Here is a 26,148-nt window from a genome sequence, read left to right as displayed (position 1 = left end):
GCCGCGAGCGCGGCGAGGTCCGCGTCCGAGGCCGCGGCCCGCGTGGCCACCACGGCCAGGGGCGTCCCGTTGAGCAGGTCCTGGGCGGCGATGTCCAGGCCCGCGCGGTGGGAGGCACCCACCACGCTCAGCGCGCTGATGCTGTCCCCGCCCTGGGAGACGAAGTCACGGTCCAGGGCCACGGCGGCGGAGCCCGCCCCGCGGCGGCGGCCGAGCACCTCGGCGACCACGCGCGTGAGCACCTCCTCCGCGGGGGTCCGTGCCTCGCGGGTGTTCTCCTCCGCGTGCGGCGCGGGCAGGGCGGAGCGGTCCACCTTGCCGCCGACCGTCACGGGGAACGCGTCGAGCACCACCACGTGGGCGGGCACCAGGTGCGACGGCGCGCGGCGTGCCAGGTCCTCGCGCACGGCTCCGGCCTCCAGGCGGGCACCGCGCGAGGGCACCACGTGCGCCACGAGGCTGGCGTCCTCGTCACGGCCCTGGACCCCGACCACGGCCCCGGCGACCCCGGGGACCTCGTGCAGCAGCGCCTCCACCTCGGCGGGCTCCACGCGCTGACCGCGGATCTCCACCTGGTCGTCCGCGCGGCCCAGCAGCAGGTAGCCCACGCCGGGCTCCCAGCGGGCGAGGTCGCCCGTGCGGTACAGGCGGCCGCCCGGTGTGAAGGGGTCGGCGACGAAGCGCGTGGCCGTCTCGATCGGGTGGGCCCGGTAGCCGCGGGCGAGCTGCGGGCCGCCCAGGTAGAGCTCTCCCGTCTCACCGTCCGGCACGGGCTGCAGATCGGTGTCCAGCAGGTGGGCGGTGAGGCCGGCCAGGGGCCGCCCGATCGTGGGGGTCTGCCCGGCCACCGGCGCCGCCACGGCGTCCACCGTGGACTCGGTGGGCCCGTAGAGGTTCCAGGCGAGCTTCCCCGACGCCACGACGTCGTGCCACAGGGACGCGGGCAGCGTCTCGCCGCCCAGGATCAGCGTGCTGGGCGCGGGCAGCTGCAGCAGCCCGAACTCCACGAGCACCCCGGCCAGCGATGGCGTGGAGTCCAGGACGTCGATCCCGTCCTCCGCGAGCGCGTCCAGGAAGGCGAGGGCGTCCCCCGTGACGGCGGCGTCGTAGACGTGAACCGTGTGCCCGCCGAACAGCCACGAAAGCTGGTCGAGGGCGGCGTCGAAGGTGAAGGACGCGGTGTGCGCCACGTGCAGGTGCGTGCTCTGCGCACGCTGCTCGGACGGCGGGAAGAGCAGCGCCCGGTGGTGTGCGATGAGATGGCCGAGCGCGGCGCGGGTCACCTCCACGCCCTTGGGCCGCCCGGTGGTTCCGGAGGTGTGCAGCAGGTAGGCGAGGTTCTCCGGCCCGGCGGCGTTCGCGGGCTCGGGCGCGGCGGCCGCCCAGTCGATCTGCTCCCACAGGATCCGACGCGCATCCGGGCGCAGGGAGGCGTCGCCGTCCGCGTCCGTGACGACGACGTCCGCGCCGCCGTCCTCAGTCGTCGCACGACGCCGCTCGGCCGGGTGCGCGCGGTCCAGCGCCTGGAACGCGCCGCCCGCGAGCAGCGTCGCGAGCATGCCCAGGACCATCTCGTGGCCGCGCGGCAGGTCCAGCACCACGACGTCCTCGGGCCCCACCCCCGCCTCCATCAGAAGTCCAGAGAGCACGCGGGTCCGGTGCACGAGCTCCGTGCCGGTGAGAGACGCGCGGGCGTCCACGAGCACGGGCTCGTCCGGGCGGCGGAGCCCGATCTGCTCGACGGCCTCCGCCAGGTCCACGGGCGCGAAGGACTCGTGGGCCGCCGCGGCGTCGGCCGACGACCCCCGACGATGCTCCAGTCGTTCCAGGTCTTCCGGCTCCAGCGCGGGCACCGCCCCCAGGCGGGGCGCGTCCTCCGAGAGGAGTCCGCGCAGCAGGGTGACGAACCCCCGCAGCCGGGCGAGCGCGCGGTCACGGGTCACCCGGGCCGGGTCCGTCTCGAAGCCCAGCTGGATCTCGGTGCCCTGCTCGGTGGCCAGCGGCGTGACCGTGAGGCCCATGTCCTCGGGCGGGCCGCCTGCCACGTTGCGCAGCAGCCCCGGGACGCCGTGGAAGTCCAGCGCGGGGTTGAAGACCTTCACGTTGGCGCCCACCCCGTGCAGCAGGCCACCGGCGCCGGGCACCCCGAGGGCGCCGGGCAGGTCCTCGCCGCGGAAGCGCTGGTGCTCGCGCACGCCCACCATGGCGGCGGAGACCTTTGACGCGAGGTCCGCGGCGGTGTCCTCCGCGGAGACCTGCACGCGCAGGGGCAGCACGTTGACCGCCATGGCCGGGGTCTTCAGCGCGGCGGTGGTGGTGCGCACCATCATCGGCAGGGCCACGACGACGTCGCTGCGCCCGGTCAGCCGGTGCACGTACCCCGCGTAGGCGCCGAGCAGCACGTCCACCCAGTTGCTGCCCGCACGCGAGCCGAGGTCCTTCAGGCGATCGCTGTCCTGCGGGGAGAGCGTCTGCGTGACGTGCACGGTGCGCCCGCCGGAGTGCTTCTCGCCACCCTCCCGGCCGCCAACCGGGGGCAGCGGGGTCATGGCATCCACCCAGTAGCGCTCGTCCTGCGCGCGCTGCTCGCTCTGCCGGTACTCCAGGTCCTCGGCCACGAGCTCCCGGAACGACCGGTAACCGGATGGGGCCGGGGGTTTGCCCGTGATCCCGGCGCGGTAGAGGGCCGCGATCCTGCGGCTCAGCCGCGCGGCGGAGTACCCGTCGATCACAAGGTGGTGGTAGAGCTGCACGAGCCACACGTGCTGGTCCGTCAGGCGCAGGATCGTGTACCGGAACAGCTCCCGCTCCACCATCGGCGCGCAGTGCAGGGCCATGTCCGTGCGCTGCTCGTCCACCACCGCCGCGGCGAGCGCGAAGGGATCCGGTGCGTCCCGCAGGTCGCGGATCTCGGGCCGGTAGTCCGCCGCGGTCACGACGCCCTGCTGCGCGGCGCCGTCGTGCTCACGGACGCGCAGCCGCAGGGTCTCGGTCTCCGCGACCGCCTCGGAGACCGCGTCCGCCAGCCGCTGCGGGTCCACGTCCCCCGGGCCGATCTCCACGACCTCCCCCACCACGTAGTACGGGGAGGTCGGATCGAGCCGCTGGGCGTTCCAGATCCCCTCCTGCGCGCCGGTGAGCGGAAACCACTCCGCGGGGTCGGGGAGGCTCGACGAAGACGCCATGCGAGACTGGGTTCCTTCCGGGGACGGGCTGAGACAACGCGTATTAGGGTAGCCTATCCTTAGCTAATTTCATTGTCGTACCGAGAGGAACACACGGTGGCCGAGATCATCGAGGAGCTGCGCGGCGAGGTCGCCACGGCACTGGGCGTCGCACCCGAGCAGGTGGACACGTCCGCGGACCTGACGGACCTGGGGCTGGACTCGGTCCGCCTCATGGGCGTGGTCGAGGGCATCATCGCACGCGGCTACGACGTCGACTACGTGGACCTCGCCGAGGACCCCCGGCTCGACGCGTGGCGGGGCCTGCTGGAGGCCTGAGCCCAGGCCTTCCAGGCGGACCCGACGACGACGGGCGGCACACGCTCTGCGCGTGTGCCGCCCGTCGTCGTTTCCCATGGTTCGGGACCATGGGGAACGACGGCGCGGCGGCAGTCCTCGCCGATCCGGGCTCCTGAGCGGTGAGGCCGAGCCCGTGGGGATCCGGCGTGCTCGGCCGCTCGGTGCTGGGCTGTTCAGTGCTGGGCTTTTCAGTGCTGGGCCGCGCCGCCGTCCACCGCGAGCACCTGCATGGTCATGTGGCGCGAGGACTCCCCCAGCAGGAAGCCCACCGCGCCGGTGACGTCCTCCGGCCGACCCACGCGGCCCAGCGGGATGCCCGTCTTGAAGGCCTCCGGGTCCCCGGCCACCATCTGCGCCGAGCGGTCCTGGCCCTCCCACATGCCCATGACCATGTTGGTGAGGGTGGTCCCCGGGGCCACGACGTTCGCGCGCACCCCGTACCGGGCGGACTCCAGCCCGAGGCTCGTGGTGAAGTGCGTGGCCGCAGCCTTCGACGCCGCGTAGGCCGCCATGTGGGCCCGCGGCACCACCGCGGAGTTCGAGGAGATCGTCACCAGGCTGCGCCGGTTGGACGGGTCCTGCGCGCACTGGTGGACCATCACCCGCAGGGTTTCGCGGGTCACCAGGAAGACCCCCGTGGCGTTGACGCCCAGCACGCGGTGCCACTGCTCCTCGTCCGCCTCCAGGACGGTGCCGGTCTCCAGTGCGCCGGCCGCGTTGACCAGACCGAGCAGCGGCGGCATGGTCGCCGCGATCTCGTCCAGCGTGCTCGTGACCTGTGCGCCGTCGGTCACCGAGCAGCTGCGGTAGCTCAGGCGCCCGGTCTCCGTCGCCTTGGCAATCACGGCCAGGGCGTCGTCGTCCCGGTCCGAGTCGTGCCGACCCTGCCACGGGTCGCCCTCTGGCAGGTCCAGCGCGGCGACGGCGTAGCCCCGCGTGAGCAGGTCCGCCACCACTGCCGTTCCCATTCCCCCGGCGGCCCCGGTGACCACCACGGTCTCGAACGCGGGCGGTGTGGGGCCGGTGCCGGTTGCCGCGGTTTCTGCCGCCCCGGGTTCTGAGGGCGTCGGTGCTGTCATCTCGTCGCTGGGAATCACGCAGGTAAGCCTAACCTCAGTACCCGTGCGCCGCGCGCCGCGGTTCGTGCGTGGGACATCCCGTCTGGGCGGCGCCCCGGCCCTGCCCACAGCTCTGGGCCGTTGTCGCACCCCGCCTGCTGCCCACAGCCCGCATGACGCGCATCATCGCCAGTGCCCCGCGCATCATCGCCGGTGTCCCGCCCATCGTCCGCGTCCAGCCCACCGCCCGTGAGGTCCATCCGAGAACGCGGATCGCCCCGCGGACCACGAGGGTCCACGGGGCGATCCGGAGGGTGCGACCGTCAATCGCGCGTGAGGCGACGGTGCGTGACACGGTGCGGGCGGGCGGCGTCCGCACCGAGACGCTCCACCTTGTTCTCCTCGTACGCCTCGAAGTTGCCCTCGAACCAGTACCAGCGGTCGGGGTTCTCCTCGGTGCCCTCCCACGCGAGGATGTGGGTGGCCACCCGGTCCAGGAACCACCGGTCGTGGGAGACGACCACGGCGCAGCCCGGGAACTCGAGAAGGGCGTTCTCCAGGGAGCCCAGCGTCTCGACGTCGAGGTCGTTGGTGGGCTCGTCCAGCAGCAGCAGGTTGCCGCCCTGCTTCAGGGTCAGCGCCAGGTTCAGGCGGTTGCGCTCACCACCGGAGAGCACGCCGGCCTTCTTCTGCTGGTCCGGGCCCTTGAAGCCGAAGGCCGAGACGTACGCGCGGGACGGCATCTCCACCTTGCCCACGTTGATGTAGTCCAGCCCGTCCGAGACGACCTCCCACAGTGACTTCTCGGGGTCCAGGTTCTCGCGGTTCTGGTCCACGTAGGAGATCTGGACGGAGTCGCCCACCTTCAGCTCGCCGCCGTCGAGCTCCTCGAGGCCCACGATCGTCTTGAACAGCGTGGACTTGCCGACGCCGTTCGGGCCGATCACGCCCACGATGCCGTTGCGGGGCAGCGAGAACGAGAGGCCGTTGATGAGCGAGCGGTCCCCGAAGCCCTTCTGCAGGTCCGTCGCCTCGATCACCTGGTTGCCCAGGCGCGGTCCCGGCGGGATCTGGATCTCCTCGAAGTCGAGCTTGCGGGTCTTCTCGGCCTCCGCCGCCATCTCCTCGTAGCGCGCCAGACGCGACTTGGACTTGGTCTGGCGGCCCTTGGCGTTGGTGCGGACCCAGTCCAGCTCTTCCTTCAGCCGCTTGGCCTGCTTGGCGTCCTTCTTGCCCTGGACCTCCATGCGCTTGGCCTTGGTCTCCAGGTAGGTGGAGTAGTTGCCCTCGTAGGGGTAGAGGCGACCGCGGTCCACCTCGCAGATCCACTGCGCCACGTGGTCCAGGAAGTACCGGTCGTGGGTCACGGCCAGCACGGCACCGTGGTACGAGGCGAGGTGCTGCTCGAGCCACAGCACGGACTCGGCGTCCAGGTGGTTGGTGGGCTCGTCCAGCAGCAGCAGGTCCGGCTTCTCCAGCAGCAGCTTGCACAGTGCCACCCGACGGCGCTCACCACCGGAGAGCACCTTCACGTCCGCGTCCGGCGGCGGGCAGCGCAGCGCGTCCATGGCCTGCTCGAGCTGCGAGTCGAGATCCCACGCGTTCGCGGCGTCGATCTCCTCCTGCAGCTTGCCCATCTCCTCCATGAGGGCGTCGAAGTCCGCGTCGGGCTCGGCCATCTCGGCGGAGATCTCGTTGAAGCGGTCCAGCTTCGCCTTGATCTCGCCCACGCCCTCCTCCACGTTGCCGAGGACCGTCTTGTCCTCGTTCAGCGGGGGCTCCTGCAGCAGGATGCCCACGGAGTAGCCGGGGCTCAGCCGTGCCTCGCCGTTGGAGGGCTGGTCCAGCCCCGCCATGATCTTCAGGATCGTCGACTTGCCGGCGCCGTTCGGGCCCACGACGCCGATCTTGGCGCCCGGGAAGAACGACATGGTGACGTCGTCCAGGATGACTTTGTCGCCCACCTTCTTGCGAGCCTTGTTCATGGTGTAGATAAATTCCGCCATGCCCTCCAGGCTACCGTGCCGCACCCGGGCCGGGCGCCACGGGTGCGGCACCCGGTCCGGCCCGACGACGTCCACCCGCCTTCCCTGCCGGGGCCCCTGATCGGGCCCCCGGGGCCCCGGTCGGCTCGGCTCAGTGCGCCCCCGCTGTCACGGGCTCGTCCGACTGGCGTGCCTCGGCCTCGGCCCCCTCTGTGTTGTCCGACAGCCCGTCGAAGGTGTGGTCGTCTGCCGCGAGGTCCAGCACCGCGCCGGAGGTGGTGTCCACGACCCCGTCCTCCCCTAGACCCAGCGACCGGCTGGAACGGAACCGCGCGCCGTCGCCACTGCCATTGCCGTCGCCGGCGTTCTGCGCCCCGTCCTGCCCGCCCTGCTGCGGACGACCTCCCGCCCGGGCGAAGTTGGCGGTGCCGAAGGCGAGGTCGTGGCCGATGGAGGTGGCGTCCACGCGCACCTCCGTGCGGGGCCCGTTCTCGGACTGCCACTCGTTGATGCCGAGCTTGCCGGTGACCAGGACGGGCTGACCGCAGTGGATGCTCGCTTTGACGTGCATCGCAAGTGTGCGGAAGCAGCGCACGGTGTACCAGTTGGTGGTGCCGTCGTGCCACGTGTTCGTGGCGGCGTCGAAACGGCGGGAGGTGGTGGCCAGGCGGAACCAGGCGACGCTCGTGCCGTCGTCGAACATGCGGGTCTGCGGGTCCTTGCCCACGAATCCGCGCAGTGTGACCTGTTCACTCATGGGGTGCTCCTTGTGTTTGCTGCGCCCCGGCGCGGTGGCCCGCGGGCGATCGGTGGCCCCTGTGCGGGGTGCCACCACTCTGCGCGGCCTTGTCCGCCCGGGAGCGCCCGGGCCAGGAACCGTGGAGAATTCGCGGGTGGGCGGCATCGCCGACCCGTCTGTGCAGGGCGCACCGCACGAACGAGCCGTGTGCGGCGGGCCCGCGCACCGTTGCTAAACTGAGTCGTCGCTTCGCGGCACGCCCCAGTAGCTCAGTGGATAGAGCAGGAGCCTTCTAATCTCTTGGTCGGGGGTTCGACTCCCTCCTGGGGCACCACACCACACCCGCTCAGACGGGTGTTGCATCGGCCTCGTTGGCACGGGGCCGATTCTCCTTGACACGAGCCCCACGGGGATGTGCCGCGAGAGCTCCCGGTCCCCTGACGGGCGCGTCGCCTATCATCGGAGGCCATGAGCCCCCAGCAGAACTCACCCGTCGGCGTCGCCGCGTCCCTGCCTCCGCTCTCCCACCCGGACGGCTCACCCATCCGCGCGCTCGTGGTGGACGACGAGCGCATGCTCTCGGACCTGATCGCCATGGGCGTGAGCATGCTCGGCTGGCAGCCCCACACCGCGGCGGACGGGCCGAGCGCCCTGGAGCTGGCCCGCACCGCCCGCCCGGACGTCCTGGTGCTCGACATCATGATCCCGGGCTTCGACGGGCTCGAGCTGCTGCGCCGGATCCGCGAGCTGGACGCGGACGTGCCGTGCCTGTTCCTCACCGCCAAGGACCAGGTGGACGACCGCATCGCCGGTCTCGCCTCCGGCGCGGACGACTACGTGACCAAGCCGTTCTCCCTCGACGAGGTGCTGCTGCGCCTGCACCGCCTGGTCCAGCGCTCGGGGACCACCGTGGCGGACAGCGCGGAACTCGTGGTCGGGGACCTCGTGCTCAACGAGGACACGCGCGAGGTCACCCGCGGTGGCGAGGACATCGAGCTCACCGCCACCCAGTTCGAGCTGCTGCGCTACCTCATGGAGAACGCCAAGCGCGTGGTCTCCAAGTCGCAGATCCTCGACAACGTGTGGAAGTACGACTTCGGAGGGCAGGCCAACATCGTGGAGCTCTACATCTCCTACCTGCGCAAGAAGATCGACGTGGGCCGCGCCCCCATGATCCACACCCTGCGCGGGGCGGGCTACGTCATCAAACCCGCCGCATGAGCTCCGCCGCCGCGGGCGCCCACCCGGCCCGACGTCGTCGGCTGCGGACCCGGCTGCTCGCCCTGCTGCTGGCCCTGCTCGTCCCCGCGGCGGTGCTCATGGGGCTGGCCAGCTACCTGGCCGTGCGGAGCTCGCTCACGGACCAGCTGGACCGCCAGCTGGCGGACGCCTCCCAGCGCGCCACCTCGTTCTCCGGCACGGACGGGTTCTCCGGCGGCGGTCCCTCCCGGAGGACCGACCAGCAGACCGGGCAGCAGCCGTCCCAGGAGCCCTCCCATGAGTCGTCCCAGGGTGACACGCGCACGGCACCGCCCGATCCCCTGGACGCCCCCGGGCAGGCCGCCGGCACGCTAAACGCCCGCGTGGACGGCGGCACCCTGGTGCACAGTGGCATCCTGGACGCCAAGGGAGAGGTCACAGCGCTCTCGGACGCGGACCGCTCCCGGCTGCAGTCCCTCGCCCCGGACGGCACGGTCCACACGGAGAGGCTCGAGGCAGGGAGATACCGTGTGCAGGCGGTCACCGCGCCCACCGGGGACGTGATCATCACGGGCCTGCCGCTGTCCCAGGTGAACACTCCCCTGGGTACCGTGCTGGCCGTGGTGACGGCAGTCTCCGTCCTCGCCGTGGTGCTCGTGTGCCTGCTGGGCAGCTGGGGCATCCGCCGCGCCCTGCGCCCCCTGGAACGCGTCTCGGACGTGGCCACCGAGGTCTCCCGCCTGGATCTCGGCTCCACCCGGCTCCCGGAGGCCAACCGTGTGGAGGCGAGGGACGCGGATCCCGGCAACGAGGTGGGGGCCGTGGGCCACGCGCTGAACAGCATGCTCGACAACGTGGACGCCGCGCTGACGGCCCGCCAGGAGTCGGAGGACCGCATGGCGCGCTTCGTCGCGGACGCCTCCCACGAGCTGCGCACTCCCCTGGCCTCGATCCAGGGCTACGCGGACCTGCTGCGCATGAGCGAGCCCCTGAGCGAGACGGGCGCCCAGTCCCTGGAACGCATCCGCGCGCAGGCCCAGCGCATGGGCGGGCTCGTCTCCGACCTGCTCCTGCTGACGCGGCTCTCGCACGAGACCACGCCGGCGCGGCAGCCCGTGGACCTCGCCGAGCTGGTGGTGGAGTGCGTGGGGGACGTGGCCGTCGCGGCCGGGAACCACGAGTGGGACCTCGAGCTCGCCGCGGAACCGGTGCTCGTCTCCGCCGACGACGGGCAGCTGCGCCAGGTGGTCGTGAACCTGCTCGCCAACGCCCGGAACCACACGGCCGCCGGCACGCGGGTGGTCGCCGGCGTGCACCCCTCGCTCAACGCCCGCGAGGCCATCCTGACCATTACCGACGACGGTCAGGGCATCGACCCCGAGCTGCTCCCGGAGATCTTCGGCCGCTTCACCCGCGGGGACACCTCCCGGCGCTCGGACGGCCACACCACGGGTCTGGGCCTGTCGATCGTCAAGGCGATCGTGGAGGCGCACGGTGGCACGGTCGAAGTGCACTCCCGCCCGGGCCGCACGGAGTTCGAGGTGCGGCTGCCGCTGGAGAACCCGCGCGACGTCGTCGTCGACTGACAGCGGGGCCGCGCGGTGCCGCGCGTCTCAGGCCGCCGTGCGCACCACCGGCATTCCGAACACGCGCATGTCGCCGCGGATGGCGAGCGCGAGCAGCTGCGCCTCGAAGGTCCCGGCCTCCTCGCGCAGCAGGGGCAGCACGCGTTTGACGGCGTCCGCGCGCACGGCCACCACGCCCGCATTGGCACGACGACGCCGCACGGCCCGAACCGCGGGCGGCCGCCGGTGGGCGAACCGGGCGACGGAGCGCTGCGCGACCGTCCGCGCGAACCGCGGGTCCCGCACCGCGTCAGTGCCGAAGGCGAGGTCCGAGTGGCCGCTGATGAGCGGAACCACGAGCGGGGCCAGGACGGCGAGGTCCATGCCTGGTGCGATCCGCGTGACCGCCACGACGGGCGCGGTGGACTCCGCCCACGCCGCCCGCAGCGCAGTCACGGGGTTGTCGGAACCGCGGTGCACGGCGTGGACCCCCGGCATCTCCCGCGCGAGGCGCTCCGCGACCGCCAGCGTCCGGTCCGAGGACGCGAGGTCAATCACGGTGAGCCGGTACGCGTACGGGAAGTAGCACGTGAGGTATCCGTCCAGGCGGCGCACGAACGGCTCGAGCTCCCGCTGGGCGTCCCGCGCGGGGACCACCAGGTCCATCACAGCCCCGGACACGGGCAGGCCCACGGGCTCACGCGTGGCAGGCCGCACGCGCGGCTCGGAGCGCTCCGCGGTGGAACGGAGGGGCGACGGCGCCGCTGTGGGACGGCTCGGAAACGGTGCCGCGCCGTGGGAGGGGAAAGCTGTCATGACCCCACTGTCCGCCGCGGGCCTGAGCCGCCGCGCATTCCAGCCTGTGCCCCGGCTGTGCAGGGCGACGAGCCGACGTGCAGACGGAATCCTGGCGACATGGGCCCAGAAGTCTGGCGGCACGCGAAAGGAAGTGTCCCGTCGTGCGCGCAGAAGTCCCGCCGCATGCGAACGGACGTCTCCCGGCGCGCGCACAGACGTCTCACACCGTGCCGACAGAACGCGCTCGGCGGGTACACCGGAAGCATCCCCGGCAGTGCCCTACACGGACTCAGCGGCCGTAGAACAGCCGCTCGAAGACCGAGCGCGACTGCCGCGTGATCCGCAGGTAGTCCTCCTCCAGCTGCGTGGCGGAACCGGGCTCGTAGCCGATCCAGCGGGCGACCGCCTCGAGGTCCGCCCGGCGGGAGGGCACAGAGTCGGAGGACCGCCCCGAGCGCAGCACGTTGCCGTTGCGGATGTCGGTGGCGAGCTTCCACGCGTGCTCGAGCACGGCGGCGTCCTCCGGGCCCACGAGCTCCGCGGCCACGGCGGCGTGCAGCGCAGGCAGCGTGGACGTGGTGCGCAGCTCCGGGGCGTCGTGGCCGTGCTGCAGCTGCAGCAGCTGCACGAGCCACTCGACGTCCGAGAGACCTCCCCGGCCGAGCTTGACCTGCCGCGTGGGGTCGGCACCTCGCGGCATCCGCTCGCTCTCCACCCGGGCCTTCATGCGCCGGATGTCCACGAGCTGGCGGTCCGTGAACTCCGCGGGGTACCGGTAGCGGTCCACCACGCGGAAGAACGCCTGGGCCACCTCCTCCGAGCCGGCCATGTACCGGGCCCGGGTGAGGGCCTGGCGCTCCCACGTCTCGGACCAGCGTTCGTAGTACTCCGCGTAGGAAGCCACGGAGCGCACCTTCGCGCCGGACCGGCCCTCTGGGCGCAGGTCGTTGTCGATCTCCAGGATCCGCTCCGCCAGGATCGGTGGCGTGCACGGCTGCTTGAGCAGCTTGACCATGCGGGCGAGCACGCGTTCGGCGGCCTCCTGTGCCTCCTGAGGCTCTGCACCCTCCGCCGGCTCGTACGCGTACATCACATCCGCGTCCGAGCCGAAACCGATCTCCCGGCCGCCCTGCCGACCCATGGCCACCACCAGGATCTCGGCGGGCACCGGACCCTCGTTCTCCCGCTCGTACTCTGTGCGCGCGAGGTGCAGGGCCGCCATCACGGTGGCCTGGTCCACGTCTGAGAGCCCCGCCACCGTGGTCTCCACGTCCGCCACGCCGCTCGTGTCCGCCAGCGCGATGCGCAGCTGTTCGCGCCGACGGATCTGGCGCACCGCACGCATGGCCTCTGCTGCGTCCCGGTGCCGCGAGAGCTGGGCCCACATCTCCGTGACGAGCTCGTCGAGGGAGCGCGTGGCGAGCTTGGAGTCGTCCCCGAGCCACGCCGTGGACTCCGGGGAGGTCTCCAGCAGGTCCGACACGTAGCGGGAGCTGGAGAGGATGTGGCACAGCCGCTCGGCCGCGGCGTTGGAGTCCCGCAGCAGCCGCAGGAACCACGGGGTGGTGCCCAGCGAGTCGCAGACGCGGCGCAGGTTCAGCAGCCCGGCGTCCGGGTCCACGCCCTCCGCGAGCCAGTCGAGCAGCACGGGGAGCAGGGTGCGCAGGATCTCCGCACGTCGGCTCACTCCGCGGGACAGCGCCTCGATGTGGCGCATGGCGGCCTTCGTGTCCTGGTACCCCAGGGCGGCCAGGCGGTCCCGGGCGGAGTCAGTGGTCAGGGTCGTGTCCGCGGGGGCGTTGGCCAGCGCGGCCAGCATCGGACGGTAGAAGATGCGCTCGTGCATGGAGCGCACCGTCCGCTTGACCCGGGTCCACTCCTCCACGAGCCGCGGCGCCGTGGGGTGGGTGCGCGGTGCGGCGCCGTCCACGGAGCGGGCGACGACGGCGAGCTCGCGTTCGTCACGCGGCATCAGGTGGGTGCGGCGCAGGCGGAAGAGCTGGATCCGGTGCTCGAGCAGTCGCAGCCAGCGGTAGTTCTGACCGAAATCCTCGGCGTCCTTGCGCCCGATGTACCCGCCGGAGGACAGGGCGGCGAGGGACTCGGTCGTCGCGCGGGTGCGCACCGTCTCGTCGTTGCGCCCGTGCACGAGCTGCAGCAGCTGGACGGTGAACTCCACGTCCCGCAGACCGCCGGGGCCGAGCTTGATCTGCCGGTCCCGGTCGGCTTCGGGGATGTTCTCGGTGACCCGGCGGCGCATGGCCTGCACGGACTCCACGAATCCCTCCCGCTCGGCGGAGGACCAGATGAACGGGGCAATCGCGTCCTCGTATCGCCGCCCGAGCTCCTGGTCCCCTGCCACGCAGCGCGCCTTGAGCAGCGCCTGGAACTCCCAGGACTTCGCCCAGCGCTTGTAGTAGCGAACGTGGGAGTCCAGCGTACGAACGAGCGGGCCGTCTTTGCCCTCGGGGCGCAGGTTGGCGTCCACCTCCCACAGGGCGGGCTCCGGACCGGTGGCCATCATGGCCTGGGCCAGCAGGTGCGCGAGTTCAGTGGCGATCTCCGTGGCGGTGTTCTCGTCCGGGACCTCTCCGGACTCCGCGGCCCGGGTCTCCATCACGTAGACCACGTCGACGTCCGAGATGTAGTTCAGCTCGCGCGCGCCGCACTTGCCCATGCCGATCACCGCGAGGCGCACCTGCTCCACCACCGCGGGGTCCCACCGTTCGTTCGACTGGGCGCGGGCGAGGGCAAGACCTGCCTCGAGGGCGGCGCCGGCGAGGTCCGCGAGCTGGCGTCCGACCGCGGGCATGTACTCCACGGGATCGAGGGCGCCCACGTCGCGCACGGCAACCCGCGCCAGAGCCCGACGATAGGCCAGGCGCAACGCTTTCTGGCCGTCGGCACCGGTGACCGTGGCCACGGGGGTCTCCGCCTGCGGATCGGCACCCACCGACTCGAGCAGCGCGGCCCGCAGCGCCGCGGGCTGGTCCGTGCCGGGACGGTCCTGAGGACGGATGTCGAGCAGGTCGAGGTTCTCGGGTGCGCGCAGCAGGAACTCTCCGAGCGCCTCGGAGGCACCGAGCAGCCGGAACATGGTCTCGGAGTCGGCGGGGTCCCCGTTGACGCGGCGGCCGATCTCCGGGTGCTGCTCCATGAGCCGCACCAGGAGCTGCAGGGCCACGTCCGGCGACGCGGCGTGGGACAAGCCCTCCAGCAGCGCCGGCAGCTCCACGGTGTCGAGTTCCGGGAAGCCGAGCCAGCGCCGGGCGTTCGTGACGTCCGCGAAACCGATCGCGATGAGCTCCTTCGCGGAGATCTTCTCCGCCCGTTCCTTCGCGCTGCCCGTCGCCCCGCTCACCGCGGCCACCTACAGGATGCCCAGGTTGGTGCGCAGCTCGTACGGCGAGACCTCCTGGCGGTACTGGTCCCAGTCGCGGCGCTTGTTGCGCAGGAAGTAGTCGAAGACCGTCTCCCCCAGCAGCTCCGCCATGAAGTCGGAGTCCTCCGTCTCACGGATGGCGTCGTGCAGGCTGCTCGGCAGCGGCTGGTGGCCCACGGCGCGGCGCTCGGCGCTGCTCATGGAGAAGACGTCGTCCATCTCCACCGGGGGCAGCTCGTACTCGTTCTCGATGCCCTTCAGTCCCGCCCCGAGCAGTGCCGCGTAGGAGAGGTACGGGTTCGTGGCGGAGTCGATGCCGCGGTACTCGATCCGCGAGGACTGCACCTTGTCCGGTTTGTAGAGGGGCACGCGCACGAGCGCCGAGCGGTTGTTGTGACCCCAGGACATGTAGGACGGGGCCTCGTCGCCGGCCCACAGCCGCTTGTAGGAGTTCACGAACTGGTTGGTCACCGAGGTGAACTCGGGTGCGTGGCGCAGCAGCCCCGCAATGAAGTGCCGCCCAGTCTGGGAGAGCCGGAACTCGGCACCGGCCTCGTAGAACGCGTTGGTGTCCCCCTCGAAGAGCGAGAAATGGGTGTGCATGCCGGAGCCCGGGTGGCGCGAGAACGGCTTGGGCATGAAGGTCGCGTAGATGCCCTGGGACAGCGCCACCTCTCGCACGACCGTTCGGAAGGTCATGATGTTGTCCGCGGTCTGCAGGGCGTCCGCGTAGCGCAGGTCGATCTCGTTCTGCCCCGGCCCGGCCTCGTGGTGGGAGAACTCCACGGAGATGCCCACGGCCTCCAGCATGCTCACGGCGCGGCGCCGGAAGTCCTGCACCACACCGCCCGGCACATGGTCGAAGTAGCCCTCGTAGTCCACGGGCACCGGCTCGCCCGTGGCGGGGTCGAGGTCCGGGGAGCGCAGCAGGTAGAACTCGATCTCCGGCGCGGTGTAGCACGTGAACCCCATGTCGGAGGCCTTGGCCAGCACGCGCTTGAGCACGCCGCGCGGGTCCGCTGCGGAGGGCTCGCCGTCCGGTGTCTTCAGGTCACAGAACATCCGGGACGTGGGCTCGTCCTCGCCGCGCCACGGCAGCAGCTGGAAGGTTGAGGGGTCCGGCTGCAGCAGCATGTCCGACTCGAAGACGCGTGAGAGTCCCTCGATCGAGGAGCCGTCAAATCCCAGGCCCTCCTCGAAGGCCGCCTCGACCTCCGCCGGGGCGAGCGCCACGGACTTCAGCGTGCCCACGACGTCCGTGAACCAGAGCCGGACGAAGCGGACGTCCCTGTCCTCGATCGTTCGGAGCACGAACTCTTGCTGACGGTCCATCGGTCCACCTCGGATTCCTCGGGCGTGCGGCACAGCGGTCTGCGAGCCCGGTCCGGTGTCCCCCGGCTGGGCCTCGCCCCCACTCTAACGACCCGCACCGACATCCTCGCCGCGCCCTGGGGCCCCACCCCCGAACCCCGCGGACGACGCCGCCCGGGCACCGCCGCGTCGTCGGCCCCGGCGCGCTCCAGAGGTCTTGGGGTGCCGCCCCTCCGTGGCACCTCGCCAGGGAGCGCACGCCGGTGGCCGAATCCGGGGCCCCTGAACCGGCCGGTACGCTGGAGCAATGAGTGCTCCCCAGTCCGGTTCCGCGTCCGCCCGTCCCTTCGCGGAGGTCTCCCGCATGCGCACCCTGCACCTGCAGCGGGCCAAGGACTCAGGCGAGAAGTTCTCGATGCTCACGAGCTACGACGTCCTCACCGCCGGAATCTTCGACGCCGCCGGCGTGGACGTGCTGCTGGTCGGGGACTCGCTCGGCAACACCGTCCTCGGCCACGAGTCCACCCTGCCGGTGACCCTCGATCAGATGATCACGTTCGCCGCGGCCGTCGTCCGCGGCACGAACCGGGCCCTGGTGGTCGTGGACCTGCCGTTCGGCAGCTACGAGGAGTCCCCCGAGCAGGCGGTGCGCAGCGCCGTGCGCGTGATGCGCGAGACCGGGGCCCACGCCGTGAAGCTCGAGGCGGGCGAGGCCCTGGCCGGGCACGTGGCGGCCGTGGTGCGCGCGGGCATCCCCGTGATGGGGCACATCGGCTTCACCCCGCAGTCCGAGCACGCCCTGGGCGGCTTCCGGATCCAGGGTCGGGGCGACGCCGCCGCGCAGCTGCGCCGCGACGCCCTGGCCGTGCAGGACGCCGGGTGCTTCGCCGTCGTGCTGGAGATGGTCTCCGCGGACGCCGCGCGGGACGTCGAGCAGAAGCTGACGATCCCCACCGTGGGCATCGGGGCCGGCAACGTGACCACCGGCCAGGTCCTGGTGTGGCAGGACATGCTGGGCCTGCGCACCGGGACCATGCCGCGGTTCGTCAAGCAGTACGCGCAGCTGGCCGAGACCGCGCACGACGCCGTGGCGCAGTACGTTGCCGAGGTCCGGTCTGGGGCGTTCCCCGGTGAGGAGCACTCCTACCGCGGCTGAGGGGCGCACGCACGGGCGTCCAGCCGCGCTTCAGCCGGGGCCCCCGGCCGGCTGGACCGGCTGCCGGACCGGCACCTGGGCTGGCGGACCGGCCCCGGACTGGCACGTGGCGCGCCACCCGGGCCGGGGCGGGGAAGCCGACGCGGCGTCGTCGCCCGCTCCCCCGCCTCGCGAGGCCTGTGAGGCCCCGTCAAACCCCGATGCCCGTGAGCCCCCCGTGACGAGGGGGTCAGTCGCCGTTGAAGGCGGCGTCCTCGTCGTCCCAGCGCTTGGTGTTCTGGGCCGCGTGCTCCAGGGCGTGCGCGGCCTCCTCGCGGGTCGCGTAGGGGCCCATTAGCTGGCGGTAGTCGTCCTTGGCGCCCTCCTCGACCTGCTTGGTGTAGAGGTTGTACCAGTACTCGGCCATGTGCTTCCTCACTCTCCGGCGCCGCGCGCCGCATGCCCGCCCGGTCGGCGGGGTCGCGAACGTCCCGGGCGGAACGAGCCCGGGACCCAAGGCTTAGGCTAGTTGGTGAAGCAGGTGTTCGGCGCGCCACCACGCGCTCGGACCGCCCACCACGTGAACGCCCCAGGAGGCAGAGACCCACCGTGACCAGCCACAACCTCGCACCCGCACCCGGATCCACCGCGCCCCTGGGGGCGCTGAGCTCGGGAACCCTCACCCCGATGCGCCCGGTCCCCCGGAGCATCGAGCGCCCCGAGTACGTGGGCCGCGCGGAACCGGACGAGGGTCGTGCCTCGAACGTCTACACGCCCGAGGAGATCGAGCTCGTCCGTGAGGCGGGGCAGATCGCCGCCCGGGCGCTGCAGGCCGCCGGTGCCGAGGCGAAGCCCGGCGTCACGACCGACGAGCTGGACCGGATCGCCCACGAGTACATGTGCGACCACGGGGCGTACCCCTCCTGCCTCGAGTACCGCGGCTTCCCCAAGTCCATCTGCACCTCGCTCAACGAGGTCATCTGCCACGGCATCCCGGACTCCACCGTGCTCGAGGACGGGGACATCATCAACCTGGATGTCACCGCGTACAAGAACGGGATGCACGGGGACACGAACGCCATGTTCCTCGTGGGGGACGTGGACGAGGACTCCCGCCTGCTCGTGGAGCGCACGCTGGAGGCCACCAACCGTGCGATCAAGGCGGTGCGCCCCGGTCGCGAGATCAACGTGATCGGCCGCGTGATCGAGAAGTACGCCAAGCGCTTCGGCTACGGGGTGGTGCGGGACTTCACCGGCCACGGCGTGGGCCACGAGTTCCACACGGGTCTGATCGTGCCGCACTACGACGCCGCGCCCTCCTACGCCACCGAGATGGTCCCCGGCATGATCTTCACGATCGAGCCCATGCTCACGCTCGGAACGATCGCGTGGGACCAGTGGGACGACGACTGGACGATCACCACCCACGACCGCATGCGCACCGCGCAGTACGAACACACCATGGTCGTGACGCAGGACGGTGTGGAGATTCTCACCCTCCCGTAAACTCGACACAGGGGACGACGGCGTTCCGATCGGCCCCGCACCAGTTCTCCACCGTGAACCGAAGGGACCGTTCATGAGCTCAGGTACTCCGCAGGGTGTCGTATCCAAGTACGGCATCGGCATCGACATTGGCGGCACCGGCACCAAGGGCGGGATAGTGGACCTCACTACGGGTCAGCTCGTGGGCGAACGCTTCCGGATCCCCACGCCGCGTCCGGCCACTCCGGAGGCCGTGGCGGACGTGGTCCGGCAGATCGTGGACGAGCTGCAGTCCCGCCCGGAGGCGCCCGAGCCGGACAGCCACGTGGGCATCGTGTTCCCCGCCATCATCAAGAACGGTGTGGCGCTGTCCGCGGCGAACGTGGACAAGTCCTGGATCAACACGGACGTGGACGCCCTCATGACCGAGGCGCTGGGCCGCGAGGTCGAGGCCCTCAACGACGCCGACGGCGCCGGGCTGGCCGAGGCGCACTACGGTGCCGGCAAGGGCCAGGAGGGGCTGGTCATGGTGATCACCCTCGGCACCGGCATCGGCTCCGCGATGATCCTCAACGGCCAGCTCGTGCCGAACGCCGAGCTGGGCCACCTGGAGATCGACGGCCACGACGCCGAGACCCGTGCCTCCGCGGCCGCCCGTGAGCGCGAGCAGCTGCCCTGGAAGAAGTGGGCCACCAAGCGGCTGCAGCGCTACTTCGAGCACGTGGAGTTCCTCTTCTCCCCGTCCCTGTTCGTGATCGGCGGCGGTGTGTCCAAGAACTCTGAGAAGTTCGTTCCCTACCTCAAGCTGCGCACGCCGGTGGAGATCGCGGCGCTGCGCAACAACGCGGGCATCGTGGGGGCGGCCCTGTGGGCCCAGCAGTGCCGGGACGCGCAGGCCGCGAAGCCGGTCATCGACCCCGAAAAGTAGGCCGGGTCCGGCGGGTGCGCGGCGGGGCAAGAACCCCGACCCGCGCCCGCAGACGGAGCGAGAGCCCGCAGCTGGAGCGAGACCCTGTAGACAGACCTGTAGACAGAGCGAGACCCCGATGGTTTCCGCGGCTTCCCCTCCGCAGACCCTCGGGGTCTCGTTCCTGGAGTCTATGCGCTGATCCTGACGGGATCAAGCCCCCAGGTTCCGGGCCAGTTCCGTGAGGAAGCGGTCCACCGGCGCGTCCACCTTCACGGTGGCCAGGGCGTCCCCGCCGGTCACCCCGTGGTCGACGATCACAACGGGCGTCTGCGACCGCGCGGCCTGCCGCACGAACCGTCGTCCCGAGTTGACCGTCAGCGAGGAGCCGGCCACCAGCAGCACGTCCGCGCGCTGCACGATCCGCCGGCCACGCGCCACCTTCCCGGTCGGGGCGTTCTCGCCGAAGAAGACCACGTCCGGTTTCAGCACCCCCTGGCACACGGGGCAGTCCCAGACCCGGAAGCCCGCCGTGTTCTCCACGGTGGCGTCCGCGTCCGGTGCGTACTCGATGTCCTGCGCGGAGGCCATGCCGTCGTAGAAGCCCGGGTTCAGCTCGTCCAGGTAGCGCGAGACCTGCTCGCGGGGGAACCGTGAACCGCACGCGGTGCACAGCACCCATGCATAGGTGCCGTGCAGGTCCACCACGTCCACGGTCCCGGCCTTCTGGTGCAGCCGGTCGATGTTCTGGGTGATCACCCCGTCCACGTGCCCGGCGGCCTCCAGGCGGGCGATGGCCATGTGCGCGGCGGTGGGCTCGGCGTCGGCCACGAAGTGCCAGCCGTACTGGTTGCGGGCCCAGTAGTGACGCCGGTTGGACACGCTCGACATGAACTCCTGGTACGTGATGGGCGTGCGCGGCGTGGCATCCGGGCCGCGGTAGTCGGGAATGCCCGACGGCGTGCTGACCCCGGCTCCCGTGAGCACGGCGATCCGCCGCCCGTCGAGCAGCTCGATCGCCCGGGGCAGACCGGCACGGGCGTCCAGCGCGTGCGGGTCCGGGAACTGGTCCTGCCGCGAGGGAGAGCCGTATCCGGCACGCAGCACCCGGAGGGGCATCAGGAACGCTGCAGCGACTCGAGGACCCGCCGCAGGTCCTCCCAGGCGCGCGGCTCGGTGATGTCCGCCGCGCTGACGTCCACGAGGGTCCCGGCGGCGTCGACCACCACCGTGTGGCGCCGTGCGCAGCCCTCCTCCGCGTCCATCACGCCGTAGGCGGAGGCCACCTCGCCGTGCGGCCAGAAGTCGGAGAGCAGCTCGAAGTCGTAGGACTCCTGGCGCGCGAAGGCGTCCAGCGCGAAGTGGCTGTCCGTGGACAGGCACAGCAGCGTGGCGTCGAACTCCTCGAACATGTCCGTGTGGTCCTGCAGGTGGCACAGCTCGTCCGTGCACACCGGGGAGAACGCGAAGGGGAAGAACACCAGCACCACCGGCCGCCCCCGGTACTGGGAGAGGCTGCGGGGCTCGCCGTGGCGGTTGACCAGGGTGAAATCGGGTGCGGTGGAACCGATGACGCTCATGGGAGCCTTTCCTGCGGCGGGATCTGGGGTGCGCGAAACGCGGTTCAGAAGTTGCGCTTCGGGGCCAGGCGGGACACCGACCAGTCGGAGGAGACGCGTGCAGCGCTCGTGACGTGGAGCCCGGCGGTGGACGCCGCCTCCTGGATGTCCGCGGGAGAGACGTGGTCGTCGCGCCCGGCCTTGGGCGTCAGCAGCCAGACCACGCCGCCGTCGTCGAGCGTGGTCTGCACGTCCACGAGCTCGTCCACGAGGTCACCGTCCCCGTCACGCCACCACAGCACGACGGCGTCCACGACCTCCTGCGCATCCTCGTCGAAGAGCTCCGCGCCGATGGCTGCCTCGATCTGCTCCCGCAGCCGCGCATCGACGTCGTCGTCGTAGCCGAACTCCTGGACGTAGTCGCCGTCCTTCAGGTTCAGCTGCTCCGCAATGCTCTCTTCGGGGGCTTTCGCCTCGCTCACCGTGTCTCTCCTTCTGCGCCGCGATCTCCGTGCGCTGTGATCCGGGGGTTCCACCGCACCGCGGGGCGGTGGTGCGGAACCGTCGTCACCGTGACGGGAGTGCCAACGGTGCGTAATAAAGACAACACCGGATCCGGTCCACGTTCAAGCCAACGGGCGGCGGGCGCGGTGAAACACGCTCCGTGTGACGGCGTGCCACACGGGCGGTGTGACGGGCGGAACCGTGTTGTCGCAAGGGCTGAGCACGTAGCCTGTGACACGATGGATGGATGACGGGACCGGTCTGTGCAGGCCCCTTCCGTCGCACGGCACACCGCTCCGACACCGGGGATCCCGCAGCGCGGAGCTGACGACAGAGAGGTTCACGTGTCTTCTGACAGCAATCACCACATTTTGAGTGGGTTGACGAACAATCTCCAGGACGCGGACGCGCAGGAGACCCAGGAGTGGATCGAGTCCTTCGACGCCCTGATTAAGGCCCAGGGCACCGAGCGCGCACAGTACGTGATGCGCGCCCTCCTCCAGCACGCGGGAACGCACTCCGTGGGTGTGCCGATGGTGACCACCTCGGACTACGTGAACACGATCCCCGTGGACCAGGAGCCAGAGTTTCCCGGTGACGAGGAGATCGAGCGCCGCTACCGCGCGTTCCTGCGCTGGAACGCGGCCGTCATGGTGCACCGCGCGCAGCGTCCCGGCGTGGGCGTGGGCGGGCACATCTCCTCCTACGCGGGCGTCGCCACCCTCTACGAAGTGGGCCTGAACCACTTCTTCCGCGGCCCGGAGCACCCGGGCGGAGGGGACCAGGTCTTCTTCCAGGGCCACTCCTCCCCCGGCAACTACGCCCGCGCCTACCTCGAGGGCCGCCTCACCGAGGAGCAGCTGGACGGGTTCCGCCAGGAGAAGACCATGGCCCCGGACGGCCTGCCCTCCTACCCGCACCCGCGCTGCCTGCCGGACTTCTGGCAGTTCCCCACGGTGTCCATGGGCATCGGGCCCATGAACGCGATCTACCAGGCGCAGTTCAACCGCTACCTGCACAACCGTGGCATCAAGGACACCTCGGACCAGCACGTGTGGGCGTTCCTGGGCGACGGCGAGATGGACGAGCCGGAGTCGCGCGGCGTGCTGCAGCTGGCCGCCAACGACAAGCTGGACAACCTGACCTTCGTGATCAACTGCAACCTGCAGCGCCTGGACGGGCCGGTGCGCGGCAACGGCAAGATCATCCAGGAGCTGGAGGCGTTCTTCCGCGGCGCCGGCTGGAACGTCATCAAGGTCGTGTGGGGCCGCGAGTGGGACGCCCTGCTCGAGGCGGACCACACCGGTGAGCTCGTGCGCATCATGAACGAGACGCTGGACGGCGACTACCAGACGTTCAAGGCGGAGTCCGGCGGCTTCGTCCGCGACCACTTCTTCGCCCGCTCCGCGGCCACCAAGGAGCTCGTGGCGGACTACACGGACGAGGAGATCTGGAACCTCAAGCGCGGTGCGCACGACTACCGCAAGGTGTACGCGGCGTACAAGGCGGCGCTCGAGCACAAGGGCCAGCCCACCGTGATCCTCGCGCAGGGCATCAAGGGCTACGGCTTGGGCCCCCACTTCGAGGCGCGCAACTCCACGCACCAGATGAAGAAGCTCACGCTGGAGGACCTGAAGACCTTCCGCGACCACCTGCGCATCCCGATCACGGACGAGCAGCTCGAGGCGGACATCTACAACGCCCCGTACTACCACCCGGGCCAGGACTCGCCGGAGATCAAGTACCTGCAGGAGCGCCGCAAGGAGCTCGGGGGCTACCTCCCGGACCGCCCGCACCAGCAGCCGGAGATCACCCTCCCCTCGGACAAGGCGTTCGCGTCTGGGAAGAAGGGCTCCGGCAAGCAGCTGGCCGCCACCACCATGGCGTTCGTGCGCATCCTCAAGGACCTCATGCGGGAGAAGGACTTCGGCCACCGCATCGTGCCGATCGTCCCGGACGAGGCCCGCACGTTCGGCATGGACGCGTTCTTCCCCACGTCCAAGATCTACAACCCGAGCGGTCAGAACTACCTGTCCGTGGACCGCGAGCTCATGCTGGCGTACAAGGAGTCCGCGCAGGGCGTGATCCTGCACCCGGGCATCAACGAGGCCGGTGCGACCTCCGCGTTCACCGCGGCGGGCACGTCCTACGCCACCCACGGCGAGACCATGATCCCGGTATACATCTTCTACTCGATGTTCGGCTTCCAGCGCACCGGTGACGAGTTCTGGGCCGCCGGGGACCAGATGGCCCGCGGGTTCATCATCGGCGCCACGGCCGGGCGCACCACGCTGACCGGTGAGGGCCTGCAGCACGCTGACGGCCACTCCCCGATCATCGCCTCGACCAACCCCGCGGTGATCCACTACGACCCGGCCTACGGGTACGAGATCGCGCACATCGTCAAGCGCGGCATCGAGCACATGTACGGGTCCAAGGACGAGGACCACAACGTCATGTACTACCTCACGGTGTACAACGAGCCCATCCACCAGCCGGCGGAGCCGGAGAACGTGGACGTGGACGGGATCGTCAACGGCATCTACCTCCTCAAGCCGGCCGAGACCGAGGGTCCCCGGGCCCAGCTGCTGGCCTCGGGCGTGGGCGTGCCGTGGGCGCTGGAGGCCCAAAAGATCCTGGCCGAGGAGTGGGGCGTCTCCGCGGACGTGTGGTCCGTGACCTCGTGGACGAACCTGCGCCGGGAGGCCATGGCGTGCGAGCACTCCGCGTTCATGAACCCGGAGAGCGGTGCGGCCACGCCGTACATCACGCAGGCGCTGGCCGGTGCCACCGGCCCGGTCGTCGCGACCACGGACTACGCGTCCGAGCTGCCGGACTCCGTGCGCCAGTACGTGCCCAACGACTGGGCCACCCTGGGCGCGGACGGCTTCGGCTTCGCGGACACGCGCGCCGGTGCCCGCCGGTTCTTCACGATCGACGCGCACTCCATGGTGGTGCGCACGCTCGAGATGCTGGCCAAGCGCGGCGAGATCGACTGGTCCGCTCCGGCCGAGGCCATCACGCGCTACGACCTCGCCAACCCCGCCGCGGGGAAGTCGGGCAACGCCGGAGGCGACGCCTGATCCCCTCGTGACCAGGGCCACGACGACGCCGCCCCCGCACCTTCCACGGTGCGGGGGCGGCGTCGTCCCCGGACCCGTGCGGGCGGAGCGCGCGGGGGCGCATCGACTACCCTCGACTCATGCCCACCGACGCCTCCGGGCCCACCTCCCGCAAGTCACGCTCCAGCCGCCGGGTGACCTGGCCGCTGCGCAGCCGGCAGCAGGGCACGCCCCACCCGAAGACCCTCGAGAACCTGAAGGCGAACCTCGGGCAGGTCTCCACGGTGGCGGTGCAGCGCCTGGACACGTCCCTCCCCTGGTTCTCGCAGCTGCGCCCGGACGAGCGCTCCGAGCTCGGGCTGCTCGCGCAGCGGGGCATCGCGTCCTTCGTGCGCTGGTACGAGAACCCGCAGGAACCGGTGTGGGTGCTGACGGAGATCTTCAAGCAGGCCCCCACGGACCTGACCCGCTCCATCACGCTGCAGAACGCGCTGCAGGTGCTGCGGATCGTCGTGGACGTGGTGGAGGAGAAGGTGCCCGAGCTCGCGCAGCACAACGACGAGGTGGCGCTGCGCGAGGCCGTGCTGCGCTTCTCGCGGGAGGTCGCGTTCGCCGCCGCGGACGTCTACGCCCGGGCCGCCGAGAACCGGGGTTCGTGGGACGCCCGGCTCGAGTCCCTGGTGGTGGACGGGATCATGCGCGGGGACCACTCGGACTCCATGCGCTCCCGCGTCTCCGCGCTCGGTTGGACGGACGAGGGGGACGTGACGGTCATGGTGGGCCGTGCCCCCGCGACCACCGGTCCCGTGGGCGTGGAGCGCATCCGCCGCGCCGCCGGGCGCCACGCCGCCGAGTGCCTCGTGGCCATCCAGACGGACCGCCTCGTGCTGGTGCTCGGAGGGCTGCGCGACCAGACCCAGTCCCTCACCCGGCTCGCGGCCGTGTTCGGGGACGGCCCGGTGGTCCACGGACCGGCGGTCGGCTCCGTGTTCGACGCCAAGCAGTCCGCGGACCGCGCCCAGGCGGGGCTGCGGGCGGCGTCGGCGTGGCCCCAGGCCCCGCGGCCCACGGCCTCCGAGGACCTGTGGCCCGAGCGCGCCATCAACGGGGACCCGCTCGCGCTGCGCTCCATGGTGGAGGCCGTCTGGGAACCGCTCTCCGCCTCCTCCACCGGCCTCGTGGACACCCTGACCACCTACCTCAGCGTGGGACACTCGCTCGAGGCCACGGCGCGCGAGCTGTTCGTGCACGCCAACACCGTGCGCTACCGGCTGCGCCGCGTCAGTGACATCACCGGCTGGGACCCGCTGCTGCCCCGGGACGCGTTTGTGCTGCACTGCGCGGTGCTCGCGGGGCGGCTGAACCCGGGCGCGTGACATGCACTTGTAGGACCTCCACAAATCCCGTCCCCCGGCTTGGTGACACCGCATAGGCGTCATGGGCCGCCCGACTTGGTGGAATGAACGGGTGATTGCAGTTGTCTGCCCCGGACAGGGGTCCCAGAAGCCAGGTTTCCTCACCGAGTGGTTGACCGTCCCCGGCGTCCCGGAGCATCTCGCGCAGCTCTCCGACGCCGCCGGTCTGGACCTCGCACACTACGGCACGGAGGCGGACGAGGAGACGATCAAGGACACCGCCGTCGCCCAGCCGCTGATCGTGGCCGCCGGTCTCGTGGCGGGGCGCCTGCTCGCCCCGCAGCTCGAGGCCCGGGACGACGTCGTGCTCGCCGGACACTCGGTCGGCGAGATCACCGCCGCGGCACTCGCCGGGGTGCTCACCGAGGCGGAGGCCATGCGCTTCGTGCGCGTGCGCGCCACGGAGATGGCCCGGAAGAGGGCCGCGTAGGGGAAGAGTGCTCAGAGCAGTCTAGACCGCGGTGCGAGCTCGATTACGAATGACAAACATACTTATGTCATGGTTATCTTGTCATCCGC

General features: G+C 71.1%; 19 protein-coding genes, 1 tRNA gene and 1 pseudogene. 10 read left to right on the top strand and 11 right to left on the bottom strand.

Features of this window, described 5'->3' with window-relative positions; genetic code table 11:
• Positions 1-3,185, bottom strand: a 3,185-nt coding sequence (locus D8M39_RS10825) for an AMP-binding protein (protein WP_148111763.1), incomplete at its 3' end; no start/stop codon positions are given.
• Between the two features lie 96 nt (positions 3,186-3,281).
• On the opposite strand from D8M39_RS10825, the gene D8M39_RS10820 reads away from it, so the two are divergent.
• Positions 3,282-3,503: a phosphopantetheine-binding protein gene (locus D8M39_RS10820; RefSeq protein WP_055082429.1), complete on the top strand. Its 222-nt coding sequence runs from the start codon at positions 3,282-3,284 to the stop codon at positions 3,501-3,503.
• 209 nt (positions 3,504-3,712) lie between these two features.
• Here the strand turns inward: D8M39_RS10820 and D8M39_RS10815 are convergent, their stop codons facing one another.
• The 3 genes from D8M39_RS10815 to D8M39_RS10805 all read right to left on the bottom strand — a co-directional run bounded on the left by D8M39_RS10815 (position 3,713) and on the right by D8M39_RS10805 (position 7,324).
• Positions 3,713-4,621: an SDR family oxidoreductase gene (locus tag D8M39_RS10815; RefSeq protein WP_202975511.1), complete on the bottom strand. Its 909-nt coding sequence runs from the start codon at positions 4,619-4,621 to the stop codon at positions 3,713-3,715.
• A gap of 284 nt (positions 4,622-4,905) precedes the next feature.
• Positions 4,906-6,588 (bottom strand): energy-dependent translational throttle protein EttA, encoded by a 1,683-nt coding sequence (ettA, locus tag D8M39_RS10810; RefSeq protein WP_055082438.1) that lies wholly within the window; start codon positions 6,586-6,588, stop codon positions 4,906-4,908.
• A gap of 130 nt (positions 6,589-6,718) precedes the next feature.
• On the bottom strand, positions 6,719-7,324 hold the full coding sequence (locus D8M39_RS10805; RefSeq protein ID WP_055082424.1) for a single-stranded DNA-binding protein: 606 nt from the start codon (positions 7,322-7,324) through the stop codon (positions 6,719-6,721).
• 240 nt (positions 7,325-7,564) lie between these two features.
• Between D8M39_RS10805 and D8M39_RS10800 the strand changes: the two genes are divergently transcribed.
• From D8M39_RS10800 to D8M39_RS10790, 3 genes are all read left to right on the top strand, one after another.
• Positions 7,565-7,640: transfer RNA gene (locus D8M39_RS10800), tRNA-Arg, on the top strand.
• 134 nt (positions 7,641-7,774) lie between these two features.
• On the top strand, positions 7,775-8,527 hold the full coding sequence (locus tag D8M39_RS10795) for a response regulator transcription factor (protein WP_055082422.1): 753 nt from the start codon (positions 7,775-7,777) through the stop codon (positions 8,525-8,527).
• A complete protein-coding gene (locus D8M39_RS10790; protein WP_126874994.1) occupies positions 8,524-10,092 on the top strand; it encodes a HAMP domain-containing sensor histidine kinase in 1,569 nt (522 codons plus the stop codon). Before D8M39_RS10795 ends, D8M39_RS10790 begins: the two co-directional genes overlap by 4 nt.
• A 27-nt stretch (positions 10,093-10,119) precedes the next feature.
• On the opposite strand, the gene D8M39_RS10785 is transcribed toward D8M39_RS10790, so the two are convergent.
• The 3 genes from D8M39_RS10785 to glnA all read right to left on the bottom strand — a co-directional run bounded on the left by D8M39_RS10785 (position 10,120) and on the right by glnA (position 15,583).
• Complete coding sequence (locus D8M39_RS10785) at positions 10,120-10,887, bottom strand: hypothetical protein (protein WP_126874993.1); 768 nt, start codon at positions 10,885-10,887, stop codon at positions 10,120-10,122.
• 271 nt (positions 10,888-11,158) lie between these two features.
• On the bottom strand, positions 11,159-14,230 hold the full coding sequence (locus D8M39_RS10780; protein WP_126874992.1) for a bifunctional [glutamine synthetase] adenylyltransferase/[glutamine synthetase]-adenylyl-L-tyrosine phosphorylase: 3,072 nt from the start codon (positions 14,228-14,230) through the stop codon (positions 11,159-11,161).
• 9 nt (positions 14,231-14,239) lie between these two features.
• A complete protein-coding gene (glnA, locus tag D8M39_RS10775; protein ID WP_094394173.1) occupies positions 14,240-15,583 on the bottom strand; it encodes a type I glutamate--ammonia ligase in 1,344 nt (447 codons plus the stop codon).
• Positions 15,584-15,869: 286 nt separating this feature from the next.
• On the opposite strand from glnA, the gene panB reads away from it, so the two are divergent.
• Positions 15,870-16,718: a 3-methyl-2-oxobutanoate hydroxymethyltransferase gene (gene panB / locus D8M39_RS10770; RefSeq protein WP_094394174.1), complete on the top strand. Its 849-nt coding sequence runs from the start codon at positions 15,870-15,872 to the stop codon at positions 16,716-16,718.
• Between the two features lie 229 nt (positions 16,719-16,947).
• On the opposite strand, the gene D8M39_RS10765 is transcribed toward panB, so the two are convergent.
• Complete coding sequence (locus tag D8M39_RS10765) at positions 16,948-17,124, bottom strand: SPOR domain-containing protein (protein ID WP_126874991.1); 177 nt, start codon at positions 17,122-17,124, stop codon at positions 16,948-16,950.
• 182 nt (positions 17,125-17,306) lie between these two features.
• Between D8M39_RS10765 and map the strand changes: the two genes are divergently transcribed.
• Both map and ppgK read left to right on the top strand, forming a co-directional pair.
• The gene (gene map, locus D8M39_RS10760) at positions 17,307-18,203 is read left to right on the top strand and encodes a type I methionyl aminopeptidase (protein WP_094394175.1); all 897 of its coding nucleotides are present in this window, start codon (positions 17,307-17,309) and stop codon (positions 18,201-18,203) included.
• 73 nt (positions 18,204-18,276) lie between these two features.
• Positions 18,277-19,110 (top strand): polyphosphate--glucose phosphotransferase, encoded by an 834-nt coding sequence (gene ppgK / locus D8M39_RS10755; RefSeq protein WP_094394176.1) that lies wholly within the window; start codon positions 18,277-18,279, stop codon positions 19,108-19,110.
• 192 nt (positions 19,111-19,302) lie between these two features.
• On the opposite strand, the gene D8M39_RS10750 is transcribed toward ppgK, so the two are convergent.
• Genes D8M39_RS10750 through D8M39_RS10740 form a run of 3 tightly spaced genes read right to left on the bottom strand, consistent with a single transcriptional unit; the run spans position 19,303 to position 21,130 of the window.
• A complete protein-coding gene (locus tag D8M39_RS10750; protein WP_126874990.1) occupies positions 19,303-20,208 on the bottom strand; it encodes a Sir2 family NAD-dependent protein deacetylase in 906 nt (301 codons plus the stop codon).
• Positions 20,208-20,669 carry a redoxin domain-containing protein gene (locus tag D8M39_RS10745; RefSeq protein WP_055082404.1) on the bottom strand — a complete coding sequence of 154 codons (462 nt, stop codon included), beginning with the start codon at positions 20,667-20,669 and terminating at the stop codon, positions 20,208-20,210. Before D8M39_RS10745 ends, D8M39_RS10750 begins: the two co-directional genes overlap by 1 nt.
• 44 nt (positions 20,670-20,713) lie before the next feature.
• Positions 20,714-21,130 carry a DUF3052 domain-containing protein gene (locus D8M39_RS10740; RefSeq protein ID WP_055082402.1) on the bottom strand — a complete coding sequence of 139 codons (417 nt, stop codon included), beginning with the start codon at positions 21,128-21,130 and terminating at the stop codon, positions 20,714-20,716.
• 366 nt (positions 21,131-21,496) lie between these two features.
• On the opposite strand from D8M39_RS10740, the gene aceE reads away from it, so the two are divergent.
• The 3 genes and pseudogenes from aceE to D8M39_RS10725 form a co-directional block, all read left to right on the top strand.
• Positions 21,497-24,235 carry a pyruvate dehydrogenase (acetyl-transferring), homodimeric type gene (gene aceE, locus D8M39_RS10735; protein WP_126874989.1) on the top strand — a complete coding sequence of 913 codons (2,739 nt, stop codon included), beginning with the start codon at positions 21,497-21,499 and terminating at the stop codon, positions 24,233-24,235.
• Positions 24,236-24,354: 119 nt separating this feature from the next.
• On the top strand, positions 24,355-25,590 hold the full coding sequence (locus D8M39_RS10730) for a CdaR family transcriptional regulator (RefSeq protein WP_055082397.1): 1,236 nt from the start codon (positions 24,355-24,357) through the stop codon (positions 25,588-25,590).
• A 91-nt stretch (positions 25,591-25,681) separates the two neighbouring features.
• Positions 25,682-26,056, top strand: a pseudogene (locus tag D8M39_RS10725) (ACP S-malonyltransferase); the annotation flags it as partial.
• Positions 26,057-26,148: the final 92 nt, after the last annotated feature.

It is taken from the genome of Kocuria sp. HSID17590, assembly GCF_003989485.1.
Taxonomy (GTDB): Bacteria; Actinomycetota; Actinomycetes; order Actinomycetales; family Micrococcaceae; genus Kocuria; species Kocuria salsicia.
The sequence above is the reverse complement of the archived record's forward strand: the minus strand, read 5'-3'. Positions and strand labels throughout refer to the sequence as shown.